11 protein-coding genes are annotated in these 17,996 nt (G+C 58.0%); 1 reads left to right on the forward strand and 10 read right to left on the reverse strand.

Going from position 1 to position 17,996, the window contains the following annotated elements; all coding sequences use genetic code 11:
• The first annotated feature begins 66 nt into the window (after positions 1 to 66).
• Positions 67 to 1,161 carry a redox-regulated ATPase YchF gene (gene ychF / locus KIF87_RS02540; RefSeq protein ID WP_023312134.1) on the forward strand — a complete coding sequence of 365 codons (1,095 nt, stop codon included), beginning with the start codon at positions 67 to 69 and terminating at the stop codon, positions 1,159 to 1,161.
• 62 nt (positions 1,162 to 1,223) lie between these two features.
• Here the strand turns inward: ychF and KIF87_RS02545 are convergent, their stop codons facing one another.
• The 10 genes from KIF87_RS02545 to tssF form a co-directional block, all read right to left on the reverse strand.
• Positions 1,224 to 1,649 (reverse strand): hypothetical protein, encoded by a 426-nt coding sequence (locus KIF87_RS02545; RefSeq protein WP_213327807.1) that lies wholly within the window; start codon positions 1,647 to 1,649, stop codon positions 1,224 to 1,226.
• Positions 1,650 to 1,663: 14 nt separating this feature from the next.
• Entirely contained in the window at positions 1,664 to 6,028 is a 4,365-nt protein-coding gene (locus tag KIF87_RS02550; protein ID WP_213327808.1) for an RHS repeat-associated core domain-containing protein, read from the reverse strand.
• 3 nt (positions 6,029 to 6,031) lie between these two features.
• Positions 6,032 to 6,472, reverse strand: a complete 441-nt coding sequence (locus tag KIF87_RS02555) for a DcrB-related protein (RefSeq protein ID WP_213327809.1) — start codon at positions 6,470 to 6,472, stop codon at positions 6,032 to 6,034.
• Positions 6,473 to 6,547: 75 nt separating this feature from the next.
• Complete coding sequence (locus KIF87_RS02560) at positions 6,548 to 7,624, reverse strand: Ivy family c-type lysozyme inhibitor (protein ID WP_213327810.1); 1,077 nt, start codon at positions 7,622 to 7,624, stop codon at positions 6,548 to 6,550.
• Positions 7,625 to 7,627: 3 nt separating this feature from the next.
• A complete protein-coding gene (locus tag KIF87_RS02565) occupies positions 7,628 to 8,203 on the reverse strand; it encodes a hypothetical protein (protein WP_249665777.1) in 576 nt (191 codons plus the stop codon).
• A gap of 11 nt (positions 8,204 to 8,214) precedes the next feature.
• Entirely contained in the window at positions 8,215 to 10,920 is a 2,706-nt protein-coding gene (gene tssI, locus KIF87_RS02570; protein WP_213327811.1) for a type VI secretion system tip protein TssI/VgrG, read from the reverse strand.
• Between the two features lie 65 nt (positions 10,921 to 10,985).
• The gene (locus tag KIF87_RS02575; protein WP_213327812.1) at positions 10,986 to 12,407 is read right to left on the reverse strand and encodes a serine/threonine protein kinase; all 1,422 of its coding nucleotides are present in this window, start codon (positions 12,405 to 12,407) and stop codon (positions 10,986 to 10,988) included.
• A 24-nt stretch (positions 12,408 to 12,431) separates the two neighbouring features.
• Complete coding sequence (gene tssH, locus KIF87_RS02580) at positions 12,432 to 15,047, reverse strand: type VI secretion system ATPase TssH (protein WP_213327813.1); 2,616 nt, start codon at positions 15,045 to 15,047, stop codon at positions 12,432 to 12,434.
• Between the two features lie 38 nt (positions 15,048 to 15,085).
• On the reverse strand, positions 15,086 to 16,126 hold the full coding sequence (tssG, locus tag KIF87_RS02585; protein ID WP_213327814.1) for a type VI secretion system baseplate subunit TssG: 1,041 nt from the start codon (positions 16,124 to 16,126) through the stop codon (positions 15,086 to 15,088).
• On the reverse strand, positions 16,123 to 17,994 hold the full coding sequence (gene tssF, locus KIF87_RS02590) for a type VI secretion system baseplate subunit TssF (RefSeq protein WP_193940711.1): 1,872 nt from the start codon (positions 17,992 to 17,994) through the stop codon (positions 16,123 to 16,125). The genes tssG and tssF overlap by 4 nt, the downstream gene beginning before the upstream one ends.
• Between the last annotated feature and the right edge of the window lie 2 nt (positions 17,995 to 17,996).

Here is a 17,996-nt window from a genome sequence, read left to right on the forward strand (position 1 = left end):
TATTTACTTTTCATCAATCGGTTAACGTTAACGGATTGATTATCAAGATATTAAGGTGATTTAGAAATGGGATTCAAATGCGGTATCGTCGGTCTGCCAAACGTGGGCAAATCCACCCTGTTTAACGCGCTTACCAAAGCGGGTATCGAAGCGGCGAACTTCCCGTTCTGTACCATCGAACCTAACACCGGCGTTGTGCCAATGCCGGACCCGCGTCTGGACCAGCTCGCGGAAATCGTGAAGCCGCAGCGCATCCTGCCAACCACCATGGAATTCGTGGACATCGCGGGCCTGGTAAAAGGCGCATCCAAAGGTGAAGGCCTGGGTAACCAGTTCCTGACCAACATTCGTGAAACCGAAGCGATCGGCCACGTTGTGCGCTGCTTCGAGAACGACAACATCATCCACGTAAACAACAAAGTGGATCCGGCTGACGACATCGAAGTCATCAACACCGAGCTGGCGCTCTCTGACCTCGACACCTGCGAACGCGCGATTCACCGCGTGCAGAAGAAAGCCAAAGGCGGCGACAAGGACGCGAAAGCGGAACTGGCTGCGCTGGAAAAATGTCTGCCACAGCTGGAAAACGCGGGCATGCTGCGCGCGCTGAAAAACCTGACTGAAGAAGACAAGGCGGCGATCAAATACCTGAGCTTCCTGACCCTGAAGCCAACCATGTACATTGCCAACGTTAACGAAGACGGTTTCGAGAACAACCCGTACCTGGATAAAGTGCGCGAAATCGCAGCGGCTGAAGGTTCTGTGGTTGTGGCGGTTTGCGCTGCCGTTGAATCCGACATCGCCGAGCTGGACGACGCCGACCGTGAAGAGTTCATGGCCGAGCTGGGTCTGGAAGAGCCGGGCCTGAACCGCGTCATTCGCGCGGGCTATGAGCTGCTGAACCTGCAGACCTACTTCACCGCTGGCGTGAAGGAAGTGCGTGCGTGGACGATTCCTGTGGGTGCGACTGCACCTCAGGCGGCCGGTAAAATCCACACCGACTTTGAGAAAGGCTTTATTCGTGCGCAAACTATCGCGTTTGAAGACTTTATCACCTACAAGGGTGAGCAAGGCGCGAAAGAAGCAGGCAAGATGCGTGCGGAAGGGAAAGATTACATCGTTAAAGATGGCGATGTGATGAACTTCTTATTTAACGTCTGATTTGTTTTGAATGAAAAAAAATCCACGCCAAGGCGTGGATTTTTTTTCATAAATTACCGATTTTACGCCTTCTTGCGCAGATAGAACTCAAGGTATTTTTTAGGTCTATCCTGAAACGCACGCTCTTTGCCGTAGTTATAAGCATCGTTGAAATATTTATACGCTTCATCGAATTGATTCAACTCGTAGCAGACCATGCCGAGGTCGATTGATGGTGCGGTGTCTATATCCGATCCACGTGTGCGCAAAGTCGTCTCTCCCCATTTCTTCGCCTCATCGTAATCGGCGAGATCAAAATATGCGCTGTACATGCAGGCAGAGATCCAGTTGGCGAGTTCCCATTCAAGCTTTGGTTCAGGGAGAGCTTGCCATGCTTTTTGGTATTGCTCTAAAGCCTCAGCGTATTTTTTGTCATCGTGAAACTCGTTTCCTTTTTCAACAAAGGAGTTAATTTCGGATTCAATTTTTGGGTCTTCAAGATCTTTCATGGAACAATGCTCCTTCATTGGAAATATTGGGATTTTTCCTGTGGGCCAATAAAATCAGCGGAATCTTTATATCTATCAGGTAGCAGCGCTCCCTGAGACCGATTGTGGCCATAATATTCAAGCTCATAATTTCTGGAATCTCTCATAAAGGCTCTGACCTCACGAGATTTAGGGCCATAGTAGCCACCCTTCTGATTCCAGTATTTAACTGCATCTGTTAAATGAGCCATGTCCGCATCCTGAATACGGTACCATTTACCATCAGTTGAGCTTTTAAATTGCATCCTATCGCCCGTACCACGAATACGTCCTTCTCCTCGCATTCGTGCGATTACTTCACGTCCAGTTTTACTATTTTTTCCAGGGGTTCTTCCCATAAATTTTTTACGGCAACTCAACCCCCACGGATCCACCCACCCCAGCGCATTCGGTGCATACTGGTAAAGGTTTATCCCCCCCGCCAGCCCTATCGGGTCTTGCTGCGTAAACCGCCCGCAGTCCGGGTCATAATACCGGAACAGATTGTAGTGCAGCCCTGTCTCACGGTCCAGGTATTGCCCCTGCATCCGCAGGTTCTGAGAATATCCTGATACCTGCGTCTCGCTTTCCCGCAGCAGCTTGCCCCAGGCGCTGTTCACGCCTTCCCAGCGTACCTGCCCTTCGATATCCGTCATCCGCTCCGGCGTGCCGTTGGGCTGGCAGTGGAACCAGAAGATCTCAGGGGCATCAACGCCATCAATACGCGCCAGCGGGTCGTAGCTGTCCTGATCGCTGTAAACGTAGGTGAGCGGCACATCCCCGTGCACCTCCTGCAGCAGGCGGAACCCTTCCCAGACAAACCGGGTGGTGACCGGCTTGCCGGTTGGCTGTCCGCCCAGCATCTGGCGTCGCGTTTTGCTGATGCGTCGCCCGAGCGGATCGTAGCGGAAGCTGACCTGCGTCTGCGGTTTATTGCGGTCCCGCGGCTGGCTGATGACTTCCGTCAGGCGGTGTTCACCGTCGTAGCGGTAGTACCAGCGTGTCTGGCCGTTATCTTTCTCCACGGTGCGGCCGTGGATGTCATAGCGCCAGCGAATGCCGTTCAGCTGCGTCAGGCGGTTGTGTGTGACCTTCTCAGCAGATCCTTCGAGCGGGTTACCGGCAGCGTCCCATCGCCACTGCTCCTGTCCGGGCAGCGTGCCGTCCTGAACGAGCAGGCGCCCGGCGCTGTCGTACTGCCAGCGGTACCAGCTGAACGGATTATCGTCCCGCTCTTCCCGCACCAAGTTATTGCGGTAGTCGTAATCCCAGCGGCGGGACCAGCGGCGCGGCGACGGGCGCTGGGCATTGCCGGTAAAGACGTCCCGGCGATGCAGCCGACCAAGGCGGTCGTACTCGCTGCGGGTGGTCAGCAGCCCCTGAGTGCGACTCGTCTCCCGGTGGAGTTCGTCACGGGTAAAATCGGAGACCGACAGCTTATCGAGAGCAATGCTGAGCAGATGCCCGCTGCCGTAGTAGAACTGCTTCAGCTCGCGGCCATCGGGCAGCGTGACGGAGGTGCGGTTACCCAGCGCGTCATACTCCCACGCCAGCTCGCCGTGCTCGCCCGCCTCGCGCGTGACGCGACCAAGCGCGTCATAGTCAAAGGCGAGCTCCTGCTCTGCCTCGGTGGTCCACGCATCGGCTGAAAGCGCAGGATGCAGCCCTATCCGGCTCAAAAGCCCGGAAGGAGTGTAGCGGTAGCGTGTCTGCCCTTCCGGCGTGGTACGGGCGACCAGCTGGCCGCTCGCGCTCCAGGCGAAGGCGTGGGTGATAGCCTCCGGATGACCGGCGGCAAACGTGCACGCTATCGTGCGTCCGCAGGCGTCATAGCGATACTGCGAGGCCACGCCATCGAGCCCTACCTCTTCCAGCAGCAGCGAATCTGCCCCCCAGCGGAACTGATATGCTTCGCCGTTTTCGTTTTCCAGGGCAATCAGACGCCCGCGGCTGTCCCAGCGGCGACGGACCTCTTCGCCCTGGGTATTACGGGTGGCGGTTAAGCGCCCTGCCTCATCGTACCTGAACTCACTTTCTTTACCGTCAGCGCCCGCATGCTTCACCGGCAGACCACGTTCGTTCCATTTGAGCGATTCCGTCCAGCCTTCCGGACGATCGAGCTGTACCGGACGCCCTGCGGCGTCGTAGCGATAACGGGTCTCTTCACCGTCGGCGCTAACTTCAGCCACCAGCCAGCCCAGCGGATGATAGCGGTTGCGGGTAATACGCCCGGAACAGTCCGTCGCACGAACGATCTGCCCGGCCTCGTTGTACTCCTGGTAGCGGCTGTTTCCGGCTGCATCAACCTCTTCAATGACCTGGCCGAAGGCGTCCCGGCGCAGCTGCGTAGTCTGCCCCATCGGATCCACCACGCGCTTCAGCCCGTGATGTTCGTCGTACCAGAACCGGGTGGCGCTGCCGTCGGCTTCGATAATGGCCGCAGGAAGCGCGCGGTGCTCCAGCCAGGCGGTGGTGCGGGTATTTCCGTCGGCATCGGTCTCCTGAACCCGGTTACCCATCTCGTCGTAGACGAAGGTGACGGCGTTTCCGAGCGGATCGATGCGACGCGTCAGAAGTTCGTTGTCATCCCACTCGTAGCGCCAGTTTTCACCGCGCTCGTCAACGTAGCGGACAATCAGATTTTGCGCGTTCCAGTAGTGGCGGCGCGTCTGACCGTCGTAGTGCTCGACTGTCGTCAGCCCGGCGGCTAAATCGTAGCTAAAGCGGCACCCGTCACCGGTGCTGGTGCGGTTTTCCACCACACGCCAGTGATCGAATTTTTTCCAGCGGTATTCGCTCTCCAGACCGCCCGGCATCCGGTGCCAGACCATCAGGCCGTGGTCGTTATAGCGGTATTCACGCGTCACCACGCCGGAGGCATCCGTCGCGCTCGCCAGCTGGCCGCGCGCGTCGTAGCCCCACTGCATCAGCGGCCATGTCTGGCTGCCGTCGAAATGGCTGGCAGCGGTAACGCGCTGTGGGAATCGTTCATCTTCATAGCGCAGGGTGACGTCTATCGCCCGCGGCTCGTCGTGAAGACCGACCAGCCTGCCCTGCTCGTCCCACTCCGTCAGCAGCGCGTTGCCGTATTCGTCGCTGAGGGAGGCCAGACGCAGGATGGATGGATTCGCCCGGGTCGGTTTATACAGACGCCATACCGCACCGTCATCGTCGGCAATCGCCACGTCGCCGCTCTCATTCCGGCGAATAATGATGCCTTCGCTGATGCTGTAAAACGCGCGGTCGACCGGCGGCAACTCGAAGCTCAGCTCGCGCCCAGTTTCGTCGAACCAGGTCGCGTTTTCTTCTTCCAGCGCCAGATAGCTGTCAAAGGTCGTTGCCCAGCCCAGACCGAACAGCCCTTCGCGGGTGGTCAGGCTGTTGTAGCTGCGCTGCCAGCGAAGCGGGAAGCGCCCCGGCAGCGAGAAATCGAGTTCGTCGTCGTCATTCAGCACCTTCACGCCGGTGGCGGCGTGGACAGGGTGCGAGGATCCAAACACAGCGTTGACCGCCATATCGGCCAGCATCCCGCCGCCAGCTGAAGCCAGCGCGCAGGGCATGTTTTTCAGGATCTTGCCCGGACGCCCGCGCAGCAGGGAGAGCGCAATCATCCCCAGCGCCAGGCCCGGCGTTTTGCCGCTTTTGATGTCGCGGACCGTGAGCGTGTCGCCGCCGATGATCACGTTCGGGGAGACGTCGTCGGAAACGGTGCCTTCGCAGGTGGTGCGATCTTTCGCGCGCACCGCGGGCTGCCCGTTGATAAAGACGCTTTTAGAACCTTCCGCCAGATACTGCGGCCCGGAGTGCTTTTCGCACGCCACCTTGTCTTCTTCCAGCGGCGAGGTTCCCGCAGCGGCAGAGGCCACGCTCGGCTGCCACATTTCGCTGCCAAACTGTCCGGCGGCGGAAAGCAGCATGCCCGCGTAATCGGCAAAGCTGCCCGGCGACTGCGGCTCAGGGGACGGCGTATCGGCGGGCGTCAGCGTGCCTGCCGCGCGCGCGGCGGGGATTGCGTTGGTCAGGACGTTATTCGAACCGGTGGTGATTTTACCCGCAGGCGACGGCGGGAAAAGCGCATTGCCTAACCCCTCAGCGGCGTTGCTGATATCGTCGGTTATCCCCGCCACGTTCGCCAACACGCCGCCAATGATGCCGCTTAACAGACAGCTGGATCCAATTGCTGCCACGCCTGCTGCTGCTGCCCCCGCCCCCAGCAATGGCGCCGCCACGGTTGCTGCTGCGCCTACCGCCGCGCCGATCACAGCATAGGCGGCACCTTCCGCAACAATGCTGGTGATGTCAGCAAAAATGCTGGAGTGAATAATCTCGTCGCCCTTACGGGCCGCGTTGTTATCGCTCATGCCTTACACATTCCGGTTGTCGTTTAGCGTCAGACTCTGCTTAAGCGCGCTCCAGCGCACCTCGTCCTCTTCGGTGAATGCTCTGAGTGCCGAGAGGGTAAAAATCATCAGTATCGGTTTGCCCGGCGTCTGTACGGCCAGCTGTTTTTGCCACAGGCGCTGCCCGTTACGGTCAAACGTCGTCTCAACTTCCAGCCCGTTAATTTTTCCGTCAGGCCCGGCCTTTACGTTCCGGAATTCGCTCTGGGCAATTTCGCCCATCTGAGGACGCAGCACATCCCACTGGCGGTGGAACTCTTGTTCATAGTTGCTGCCATCCGGGATAACGCCGCGGCTGACCACCACGGACAGCCCGCTTTCGTCATCGCGAATAATGTTCATGCTGTTATCCTGCCAGGCAGCAGGAAAAAGGGAAAACGAACCTTCCTGGAGGGTGTATTTCATAAGTGAACTCGGGATGATTAATATGGTGAGAAACAAGAAGGCCAATCCACGCTGGCCTTTTGGCTGGCTGTTTTATTATTTAAGCCACTGGCCTGACTGTTCGACTAAAACATGGCTGCCTTTGCTGACAACCAATTTCGCGGGTGCATACGTCACGGTGTAAACGGTCTCGCCATTCTTGTACGTTGAGCCGATTATTTTACCTGCGGAGTCGTGCAACGTTTTTCCCCTTAAGGAGATCGTACTGTTATCGCTTTTGCGCACGCCGAGATAAACCATCTGGTCACATTCGCTATCAAAATGGCCGCACTTGTTTATCAGCGAAATAGAGAACTTTTCGGTGTCGAGCTTTCTGGTTTCAGCGCTATGAACCGAAACGGCTTTACGCAACGTATAACGCAGCGGAGCATAATAATTTCCTTTTTGAGGAGGAGTCACTAAACGCCATTCCATTTCACTCCCCTTTATTTCCAGAACAGCCCGTCCGCCTACGCCGCCAAACGATGAGTTGAACTCAACGTTGGCACGATTGCCTGCGATCGTACCGCTAAGATTACGCTCATCATCTTCCGGGCAATCTATGCGGTTTCCTCTTTGGGAGATATAACAATAAGACCCGGTGATACGGTTGCCTGATTCAGCTAACCGCAGGGTTAACGTTGAGTCGTTCTCGTATTCGCCAGCCCATTCTCCGTCAAACGCGAGGCCTGATTGGCTGTTCGTTGCAAAATGCCTCGCATTGAATCTGGAAGCCCATTGCTGAATATCGGCATTAATAACCGGTCTTTTATCAGAAGACTGATAATGAATAACGTCCGACTCCGGAACCACCCAGGCCGCAAAGATTTTTCCGTCAGGATTGATGACCAGCACTGACGCATTCTCCTGGTAGAGATCCTTTAGCCAGCCCTCAACAAACAATCCGCCACCTGGGGTGGAATGCGGTTCACCGAAGACATCAAAGTTATCAATAAAGGTCTGGTAATGATTTCCCAGCGTCTTCCTGAGATTGTCTGTCACTTCGCTATCGTTAACGATGCGACTTACCGTTTCGAGCTTATTGTATTGCGATAATTCAATCGCAGATGACGTTTCAACGACGCCTGCCAATAAAGCGGTGAACAATACGACTGCCAGAAATTTTTTGGTCATAAATCACTCTGAAGAACCATTATCGTAATTCATTGTTATTTTTACAACCTTGCTGTCTTTAACCTCAAAAGAGAGTAATTTCTTACCCAATTCATAGGAAACCCACAGCTTCCCGGAATCATTTTCTACCTGGCCACCACCATAAGCTTTATTAAGTTCATTTATTGTTGAACCAATATGGATCCCGCGAGCTGTTTTACCATCCGGAGCAGTTAGCGTAATCTGCGACACAATATAATCATCAACACTTCTCTCGGCTTTATCCCACCAAAGATTGGAACTGAATATTTCTAACCCAGACTTTTGATGCTGGAAGAATTTATAATTTACTCCGTCAAACGGAACTTCCCCGACAAAATAGCCGTCAATCGGCAACTCAAATTTACGTGCAACGTCATTAGTCCACCTGTCGCCCAATGCGACAGACTGTTTGTTTATTTGTACAGAAAAGTCGGGATTTGCTAAAAGATTATGGGATGAATTTTCAACTTTTTTATTGATTTGAGCAGTCGCGGCATTACTGTTCAAGCTGCAGAGCACCAGAACCGAACATAAAACACTCAGAATTTTCTTACTCATAAGTTGATCCATTACTTAAACTTTGGAATATCATATGATAGGTTTGCCCCAGGGAAATTATCAAACATTTTCTTCATGTTTGATGTTTGGGCTACAGCCCAGTTAACATCAGTTGCATACTGATGTGTTCCTGGCGAAGCTGGGTTCCATCGCATCTTATAAAGATTGTTTTGGGCATAATCCGCATTATTGATGTATTTTTCGGAAATCCATTTCGCACCACCATCTATCGCTTTCTCTGGCGAAGTCCATCCCATTTTATATGCGTAATTGGATCCTGTTTTAACGGCATTGCCATCTAAAGCGCCAATGCCGTACATATTATAAACTTTTACACCATTGACCTCGACACCTTTCGCCAGTTCACTCGCTCCGTTACCTGTTTCGAGAGCAGAATGTGAAGCCAGGTAAACTTCACTGACATTGTATTTCTTTGCTGCATCAAGATATGTTTTTTCTTGACCTTCAAGTACGCCTTTACCTTTCAGGAAGGAAGCCATATCAGTTTCAGAAACACCTGATGAAGATGAGAGATCAAGGAACTGATATTTATCAGTTCCTGTATTGTAGTTATCCGGGTTTGCATATTTCTTAATATCCTCTTCAGAGGCGTTAACAAAACCGCGTCGCGTCCACTTTTGAGGTTTAGCCTTTAAATTCTTTTGCTTATCCACCATGTCTTGCAACGAATAACCATATTCACTGGTTTTATCTGTGCCAGTTGATGCAGCTGAATTGTTTTGCACAGGTGCCGCTTTACCTGATCCTCCGGAAACTCCAGCACCGGCAGATTTTTTAGCCTGATCCGGAGAGAAATACGCCTGCACCGCCGCATCAATATCCCCTTTATGCCCAGAACCCGGTGCTGTTGTGCCCGGCTTGGTTCCCGAGGTATTCAGGTGCAGCTTACCACCCGTGGTAATATAACCATCCCCTTCCACAAAGAAGTTAAACTCTTTGCCGATCAGGTTAATCTTGCCGTTAGCATTCAGTTCAATGGCGCTTTCACCTGAGACCAGCCGCAGCTTCGTCCCGGAAGCAATGACATACTGCTCTACAGCCGCATCCAGCTTGCCTTTGCCCGTCAGGATCTCGGTTCCGCCTTTCACAGCCTGGGTTTGATTCGCTTCCACGCGATGCAGCTCGTTTTTCTTCACGTAATGGCTACGCGCGCCGCCGACGCTGTGCGTTTCATCATTTTTAACGCTGGTGTCCATGTTGCGTTCGGCCTGGATCCACACCTGCTCTGCGCCCGCCTTGTCCTCAAAGCGCAGGGCGTTGGCGTTGTCCACGGAGCCCCCCTTAGAGCGGCTCATAAAGCCCATCTGCGTCGCCGCTGCCGGCAGCGCCCACGGCGGCATGCTCGCGTCGTTGTACACGCGTCCGGTGATAATCGGACGATCCGGATCGCCGTTGATAAAGTCCACCACCACCTCGTCGCCGACGCGCGGGATTTGCACCCCGCCGTAGCCCTGGCCCGCCCACGCGCTCGACACGCGCACCCAGCAGGAGCTGGTGTCATCGCCCTTCGCCAGGCGGTCCCAGTGGAACTTCACCTTCACGCGACCGTATTTGTCCGTCCAGATACTCTCGCCGTTCGGCCCCACGACTTTCGCCGTCTGCGGGCCGTAGGTTCGCGGCCACGCCGTGGTCTGCGCCGGACGGTACACCACCGCCGACGGGATCACCGTGAAATCGGTGCGGTGAATGGTCTCCCCCTCGCCGCTGGCGTAGCGGTTCTCTTCGAGGTGGTAACCCGCCGCCGTCACCAGATACTCACCGTTGTCGCTGAAGAACGGCGCGTTGGTTAAGGTGAAGGTGTGCCCTGGCGCAATCCCCGCCGCCGTCGCGGTAGCCTGAATCTGCTGATGCTCAACCTGCCAGCGCTCCTGACGGATGCGGGCATAGAACTCCCCGTGCCCTTTATCCACAAAGCGCCCCGGCCAGTCGTACACGTCGATGCTGCCCGGCTTCGGCGACGCCGGGTTCTGCTGGGCCTGAAACAGCCACGCGTTCGGCTTGCGGAAGTCATAGTCGTCGAGGCTGTAAATCCCCGGCGTCACGCTGTCCTCCAGCGCCCACTGGCTGATGCCCTCTTCGTCCGTGCTGCCGCCTGACGGCGTCTGGTGGTAAGGAATAACCTCATAGCCGCTGAACGGCTGATGCTGCGTGGCAGCGTCGGTGAGCACCAGGGTGTGTTTGTCGGCCTCATGGCGGAAGTGATAGGCAATCCCCTCCAGCTCCATCAGGCGGCTGATGAAGTCCAGGCTCGACTCCTGATACTGCACGCAGTAGTCCCACACCCGGTAGCTGCCGGTGAGTTTATCCTCAACGTTAACCTGATGCTCATCCAGCAGGGTTTTCACAATCTGCGGTACCGTCTGGCCCTGGAAGATTCGCAGGTTACGGTCGCGCTTCATCGGCCACAGGTCCGGCTCCACCGTCAGCTGGTACACCGCGTAGCGGGTGCCCGTCAGCTCAACGGCGCTGACCGCCACGCGGGTAATCTTGCCGTTGACATAGCGGGACGTCAGCAGATTCTGCGTCGGGATGGTCACCGTGACCGGCTGGCCCAGCAGCTTGCTGCGGTCGATGCGCGCGTCCGTGCCGAGCACGGTCAGCGTCAGCGCAAACGACTCGGACATCGCCTCGCGGCCCGTCAGTTTCCAGAACAGAAGCCCCTCCACCGGGAGCTGAACGGTAATTCGGTTGAGCATAATCTTTATTCCATCTAGCTTATGCGATTCAGAAAAGAGGTTCGCATCTGTGACTGAGCGTAATTCTAAGGATTCACCAGCCAGGTGCCCGGCTTGGTGATATCCAGCGTCTGGCCACGTGTTCTTCCGTTGCCCTGCAGTTCAATCTTCACCTCACCGGCTGGCAGCTTGAGCGATGCATAGCCGTTGGTCGCCGGACGCAGCGCTTTTGGCTCGCCGTTCACTTTCAGCGTTTCGCCGTCGAGGATGCGGATATAGACCAACGCAACAGGGCTTGTGTCGACAGGCGGTGAAGTCTGTTGGGCCGTCGCCTGCTCGCTAACCTTCGCCGTTTCCGGCTTCACGTCTGGCGCGTTCGCGGCGGTTTCAGCCGGGCGCGTCTCCGCCGGTGCCTGTACAGCCTGCTCAGGAGCATCGTTACCGCCGCTGAACAGCATCGCCCCGGCGACAATACCCACCAGCACGCCCGCGGCAACCATGCCCGGGATCTTGTAGCGACGCCAGTCGAGCAGCGAAGCCGGTTTTTCGTCTTCGACCGGAACCAGCATCGTGCCGGGCTTTTTCGCCGTCAGCACGTCGTTGATCCCGGCGACCGGCATCTCTATCAGCGCGGCGAACTCGTCGATTGACTGCGGACGGTCCTCCATGTGCAGCGCCAGCGCGCGGTCGATGGCCTGCAGCAGCGGAATGGAATAGCCCTGCGGCATGATTTCCACCAGCGGTTTGCAGGTGTCCTGAATAGAGCGCACCACGCTGACCGGCGGCGGAGAGCCTACAATCAGGGTACGCAGCACCGCGCCGAGGGCGTAAATATCCGTCCACGGGCCCTGCTCGCTTTCGTTGTCGTCGGTGTACTGCTCAATCGGCGCAAAGCCCGGGCGCAGCATGGTTTCCGTTTCGTCGGAGAGGTTACCGATGGTGCGTCGCGCGGAGCCGAAATCGAGCAGCACCGGCAGGCCGTTATCCTGGATCTGAATGTTATCCAGAGAGATGTCGCGGTGCAGGTAGCCTTCGTTGTGGATGGTCTTGATCGCACCGAACAGCATCGGCAGCGTGCGGCGGATCCAGGCTTCGTTGATCAGCTCCGGCTTTTCTTCGCGCAGTCGAGAAAGCGTGGTGCCGCTGTAAAACAGCGTCCCCATGTAGGCCGTATCGTTTTGCACCCAGAAGCGCAGGACGTGCAGCAGGTTCGGGTGGTTGAAGCGCGCCAGCAGACGGGCTTCCTGAATAAAGCTGTTCAGGCCTGCGGAAAACGCTTTGCCAAAGCGCTCGCTGCGCAGCACCAGGGTCATGTCGTCGCCGCGCACCGCGAGCGAGGAAGGCATAAATTCTTTGATAGCGATAGTGCGTTCGAGCTGGTGATCCCACGCGCGATAGACGATGCCAAAACCGCCGCCGCCGATCACCTCTTTGATTTCAAACTCGTTGAAGCGGTACCCGACCGGGAGCGCGTTTGGGACAGTCCGATTGTTATCATTATCCGTCATCTTTTACAGTTCTCTTGATGATTATTACGCGGCAAACTGACAGTGAAACTCGCCCTGCTCGCAGGTGACGTGCAGACGTCGGTACTGCTCGTCGCTGCGGCTGGCGGTAAGTAATATCTGGCTCATCTGAGGCAGCAAGGTGTTGGTCAGAATAGCGTCCACCATGCGGCCGCCGGACTCCACCTCGGTACAGCGCTGAACAATCTGTTCCACCACGCTGTCGTCAAACTCAGAAATAATGCTGTGATTCTCTTCCAGACGACGCTGAATGCGCTTGAGCTGCAGGCGAACAATCTGCCCCAGCATCTCGTCGCTGAGCGGGTAGTACGGCACCACCAGCAGGCGGCCCAGCAGCGCCGGCGGGAATACCTCCAGCAGCGGCTGGCGCAGGGCACCGCTTAACGCCTCAGGCTCCGGCATCAGCTCCGGATCGGCGCACATGGCGCTAATCAGGTCGGTGCCAACGTTGGAGGTCAGAATAATGATGGTGTTACGGAAATCAATGTGGCGCCCCTCGCCGTCTTCCATCCAGCCCTTATCAAAGACCTGGAAGAAGATTTCGTGGACGTCCGGGTGCGCTTTTTCAATTTCGTCCAGCAGCACCACGCTGTACGGGCGGCGGCGCACGGCCTCGGTTAACACGCCGCCTTCACCATACCCTACGTACCCCGGAGGCGCACCTTTTAAGGTGGAAACGGTGTGCGCTTCCTGGAACTCACTCATGTTGATGGTGATAACGTTCTGCTCGCCGCCGTACAGGGATTCCGCGAGCGCCAGCGCGGTTTCGGTTTTACCAACGCCGGACGGGCCGCACAGCATAAAGACGCCCACCGGTTTGTTCGGATCGTCGAGCTTCGCCCGCGAGGTTTTCACGCGGCGGGCAATAAGATCCAGACCGTGACGCTGGCCGATAACGCGCTGGTTCAGCGTGTCGGCGAGGTTGAGCACCGCGTCGATCTCGTTTTTCACCATTCGGCCCAGCGGGATCCCGGTCCAGTCAGAGACCACCGCGGCAACCACGTTTTCATCCACCGCCGCAAACAGCAGCGGTTCATCACCCTGCAAGGCGTTCAGCGCCTGCTGCTGTTCCGCCAGCTGGCCGCGCAGCTCGGCGCTGTCTTCATCGCCCGCCGCGAACAGCGCCGCGCGCAGGCGAATAATCTCCTGCACCAGGCTGCGCTCTTCTTCCCAGCGCTGGGCCAGGGCTTCGCGTTTTGTTTCATACGCGTCGCGTTCGACGCGTAACGTTGCTACGCGCTCAGCGTCACCTGCACCGACGCGCGCTTCGCGTTCAGCAATCTCAATCTCCACGTCCAGCGCGGCAAGATGGCGCAGGCAGTCTTCGAGCTGCGCAGGCGGCGCGCTCTGGCTGACCGCAACGCGGGCGCAGGCGGTGTCGAGCAGCGCAACGGCTTTGTCCGGCAGCTGACGCGCCGGGATGTAGCGATGCGACAGCTTCACCGCCGCGCTGACCGCTTCGTCGAGCAGCAGCACCTGATGGTGCGTCTCCAGCGGCGACACGGTGCTGCGCAGCATCAGAATGGCTTTCGCTTCGTCCGGCTCGTGAACCTGCACCGTCTGGAAACGACGGGTCAGCGCCGGGTCTTTCTCGATGTACTTTTTGTATTCCGCCCAGGTGGTGGCACCGATGGTGCGCAGCTGTCCGCGCGCCAGGGCGGGCTTCAGCAGGTTCGCCGCATCACCGGTCCCCTGCTGGCCGCCTGCGCCAATCAGGGTGTGGATCTCATCGATAAACAGAATAATTGGCGTGGCGCTGGACTGCACTTCATTGATTAACGCCTGCAGACGGGCCTCGAACTCGCCTTTCATGCCTGCGCCTGCCTGCAGCATGCCGATATCCAGCAGCCACAGCTGAATATTTTGCAGCGGCTCCGGGACGTCGCCGTCGGCGATACGCAGCGCCAGCCCTTCAACGACGGCGGTTTTGCCGACCCCGGCTTCCCCGGTCAGCAGGGGGTTGTTCTGGCGGCGGCGCATCAGGATATCCACCATCTGGCGGATCTCCTCGTCGCGCCCGACAACCGGGTCAATCTTCCCTTCGCGGGCGCGGGCGGTCAGGTCCTGGCCGTACTGGGCCAGCGTCCCCTGCGCAGCCGGTACCGCACCCGCCGGGGCATCGACGGCGGCAGCGGCCTGCTGCGTCTCTTTGCTGTTGGCGCAGATAGCGTCGAACTGCTCAATCAGCACCTCGACGTTAAGGCGGGTGAACTGCGATGAGATGCTTTTCAGGACGTTGGCCAGGTTCCAGGTTTTAAGCATGCCGATCAGCAAATGGCCGCCGCGAATACGGCTGACGCCAAACTTCAGCGAGCCGAAGACCCAGGCGCGCTCCACGGCGCTGTCGATATGTTCGGAGAGATCGGAAACGGAACTCGCCCCGCGCGGAAGGACATCCAGCGCGGCAACGATATCGCGCGTCAGCTGCTGTTCATCAAGGGCAAAGTGGTGGATGATCTGCTGCAGATCGCCATCCTGCTGCTGCATCAGCTGATGCAGCCAGTGCACCAGCTCAACGTAGGGGTTGCCGCGCAGCTTGCAGAACGCAGTGGCGCTTTCCAGAGAGGTAAATAACAGCGTATCCAGTTTGCCGAAAAGCACGGCACGGCTAATTTCTGACATGTTAGTTTCCATTAACAATGATTCGGTATACGGAAGGATTACCGCTCTGCGCGATACACCAGATCGCCACGCGGGACAGGCTGCGGCTGAAGGCCCAGCCAGGTGTTATAGCCTAATCGCCCATTGCTGCCGAGCGTGGTGCCCTGCACCGCGTCTTCACGCAGGATCACCCGCGTTTCCCATTCAAACTCCACCCCGGCGTACTGACGCACCCAGTCGCGCAGCTCGGTGACCCACGCTTCCCCCGGCAGAAAACGGTTGTACTCCTCCGCGCTCAGCGGGCCAATGTCGATGCGAAACTTATGCTGCACGTCGCGCACCGCAACGCCGAGAAAAGCGGACTCACCCATGCGCGGCATGCGGCGTCCTGCTCCCAGCTGCGCCTGCTCGCGCGTGGAGAGCGGCATCCACTGCGGTACGTTGCTCACCAGCTTAACCGGCGCTTTAAAATAGTTGCGCAGGATCTTCTCCAGCCCCTCCGGATCCCGCCCGTGACGGGTCAGGTGTCCGGCGTGGGTAAAGCGGGCATGCGAGCTCAGGCTGCCTTTGTTCATCTGCCCCGGCTGCCCCATGCCAATCAGCGACGCCAGGTAGCCCTCAAAGCGCCTGTTATCGGCGCGATCCAGAGAGACGGCCGGCTGCGCATCCGCCCAGGCGCGGTAAAACAGCAGCGCCAGACGGTGATGGAACAGATCGGCAAACGCGCTGAGGCTGGTGTCCTGATGATGATAAATACGCTCGCGGGCGTATTCGGTCATGTGGACCGGCAGCGGGCCGTTCGGGCCAAACAGGCCGAAGCTGAGGATAGACACCTCATGCAGCCCGCTTTCCTCCCGCTGACGTACCTGAGCCAGCGTCGACGGCGCAAAACTCATCGACGGCTGCTGGCCGATGCGCAGCGGCTCAAATTTCGGCAGCGGCGCGCGTCCCAGCGGGTAGCGCTCGCCGCCCTGGGCATCAATGCGCCTTAACAGCTGAAACAGATCGTAGCGCCAGGGCGTCTCGCGGACGCCGTGCCAGAACGCATCCGGCAGCCGGGTCAGGCGATGCACGCGCAGCGGTGCAGCTGTGTCACTCATATCAGCGCCCTTTTACCCATGCGCGGCGCCCAGTAGCCAATCTCGCCGCGCTGCTGACTCTTCAGGGTGAACTCCGTAAAGCTGTTGATGGACACCAGACGGGCAAAGAGACGTTCCATCACGCTGCCAAAGAGCCACGGACTGGCGCCGGAAAAGGCTCGCTCATCGACAGTCAGGGTAATGCCGATCCCGCGGGCGAAAACGACCGGACCGGGTTCAGGCACGCGGCGGTGAACCGGCTCCAGCACGCAGTGGCGTACCCCCTCCACCTGACGCGCAACGGGCGTTTCTGCCAGGTTTGCGTACAGCCCTAACAGCTGGCGCAGCGCGGCCGCACCCTCTTCGTTTTCGCTGTCCATCAGGCTGAGGTAGTTCATCTGCAGCTGGCTGATGAGCCGCCAGGTGCTGAACCCTTCCGCCAGCGCCGGGCGCGGCGGCGTCGGGCCTTTACGCAGGGTGAGGGATTTCACCGGCATGGAATCGGCCATAATGAACTGCCCGAGCTCCTGCTGCAGCATCAGCGGCAGGTCGCGGCTGGTGCACAGCACCTCGGCAGAGATATAGCGCAGGTTTTCCTGCCACGGGGCGTGCTGTTCATCCACCAGCGAAACAAACACCTCCGAGCCGATATAGCCGGTACGGGTGCCGTAGCGCAGGGCGTGCTCGGACAGCACGCGCTGTTCGCGGCGCAGGGAAAAATAGGCCCCGTAGTTGCCCGCATCGCCGCTCCAGGTGCTCCAGAAAGGACGAAACGTCTGGTCATCACGCTGGCCGTCCGCGCTGCCATAGATTTTTTTGACCGCGTAAATTTCATAATCCAGCGGACGGATGTTATCCACCACCAGATGGTATTCATGCTGGCCTTCATTCAGCTTCTGACGCGCCGCGACCTTGGGGAACAGGTTGATGACCGGCGTACAGTGCAGCGCCAGATGGCTGGCATCGACCACGCGCTCCAGCTGTTCATCCGACTTATCCAGCAGAATGAAGATGTCGAAGGCTTTTTCGCCTTCACAGCGCTGGATGAGCTTGCTCAGACCGCTGAGGCTGATGAAGCGGAAGCGGGCCGGAAACGCGAAATACTCCTGCAGCAGGCGATAGCCGTCAAAGTTGCGCAGATCGTCCGGAAGCAGCGCCTGGTCAGGCTCAAAGCCCTCCTGGCGCAGCGCATCCGACGCCAGCAGCTGCCGCTGCGGCTGCGGGCTGACCGTCTGACAGACGATCCCGGCGTGGTGCTCCATCACCAGCTCCAGCAGCTTCAGCGCTTCAATATCCGGACCGCCGAGGAAAAATTCCAGACGGTCGAAATCCAGGTGCCCGAGGTTTTGCGGGCCGTCGCAGGCGATGCGGATCCGTAAGGCGCTGTTGATCCCCTGCTGGCTCAGCCCCAGCTGCGCGAGTGGCAGATCGGCGGGCACGCCGCCCAGCTCGACCTTGTCGATTTTCAGCGGCAGCAGGTTGACCTCGTGCGCCGTGGTATAGCTGCAGGTCACGCCGGTTTTTTTCAGCGCCAGGCTGTCCATCATGGTGCCGCGCGGCACAATGAAGCCCTTGCTCAGGTCGCCCCGGCTGCTGTCGGGCTCAATCTCCGCGATTGCCATCGACGGCGTGGGCGCGAGATAGTTAGGCGCAATCATCTCCAGCAGACGCTGGGAGAAGCGCGGAAACTCCGCGTCCATTTTCATCTGCACGCGGGAGGTCAGGAAGGCGAAGCCCTCCATCAGACGTTCGGTATACGGGTCCGCCACTTCGATGCCGCGCATGCCCAGCCGCCCGGCGACCTTAGGATAGCGTTCGGCAAACTCGGCCCCCATTTCGCGCAGGTAGGCCAGCTCACGGTTGTAGTATTCGAGCAGTTTACTTTCCATGA

The sequence above is a fragment of the Enterobacter sp. 120016 genome (assembly GCF_018383635.1).
Taxonomy (GTDB): Bacteria; Pseudomonadota; Gammaproteobacteria; order Enterobacterales; family Enterobacteriaceae; genus Enterobacter; species Enterobacter asburiae_D.

Coding starts and splice junctions, on each gene's coding strand:
- tssG (WP_213327814.1), bottom strand. CDS start 16,126: ATGAGTGACACAGCTGCACCGCTGCGCGTGCATCGCCTGACCCGGCTG.
- KIF87_RS02565 (WP_249665777.1), bottom strand. CDS start 8,203: ATGAGTAAGAAAATTCTGAGTGTTTTATGTTCGGTTCTGGTGCTCTGC.
- KIF87_RS02560 (WP_213327810.1), bottom strand. CDS start 7,624: ATGACCAAAAAATTTCTGGCAGTCGTATTGTTCACCGCTTTATTGGCA.
- tssF (WP_193940711.1), bottom strand. CDS start 17,994: ATGGAAAGTAAACTGCTCGAATACTACAACCGTGAGCTGGCCTACCTG.
- ychF (WP_023312134.1), top strand. CDS start 67: ATGGGATTCAAATGCGGTATCGTCGGTCTGCCAAACGTGGGCAAATCC.
- KIF87_RS02555 (WP_213327809.1), bottom strand. CDS start 6,472: ATGAAATACACCCTCCAGGAAGGTTCGTTTTCCCTTTTTCCTGCTGCC.
- KIF87_RS02550 (WP_213327808.1), bottom strand. CDS start 6,028: ATGAGCGATAACAACGCGGCCCGTAAGGGCGACGAGATTATTCACTCC.
- tssH (WP_213327813.1), bottom strand. CDS start 15,047: ATGTCAGAAATTAGCCGTGCCGTGCTTTTCGGCAAACTGGATACGCTG.
- tssI (WP_213327811.1), bottom strand. CDS start 10,920: ATGCTCAACCGAATTACCGTTCAGCTCCCGGTGGAGGGGCTTCTGTTC.
- KIF87_RS02575 (WP_213327812.1), bottom strand. CDS start 12,407: ATGACGGATAATGATAACAATCGGACTGTCCCAAACGCGCTCCCGGTC.
- KIF87_RS02545 (WP_213327807.1), bottom strand. CDS start 1,649: ATGAAAGATCTTGAAGACCCAAAAATTGAATCCGAAATTAACTCCTTT.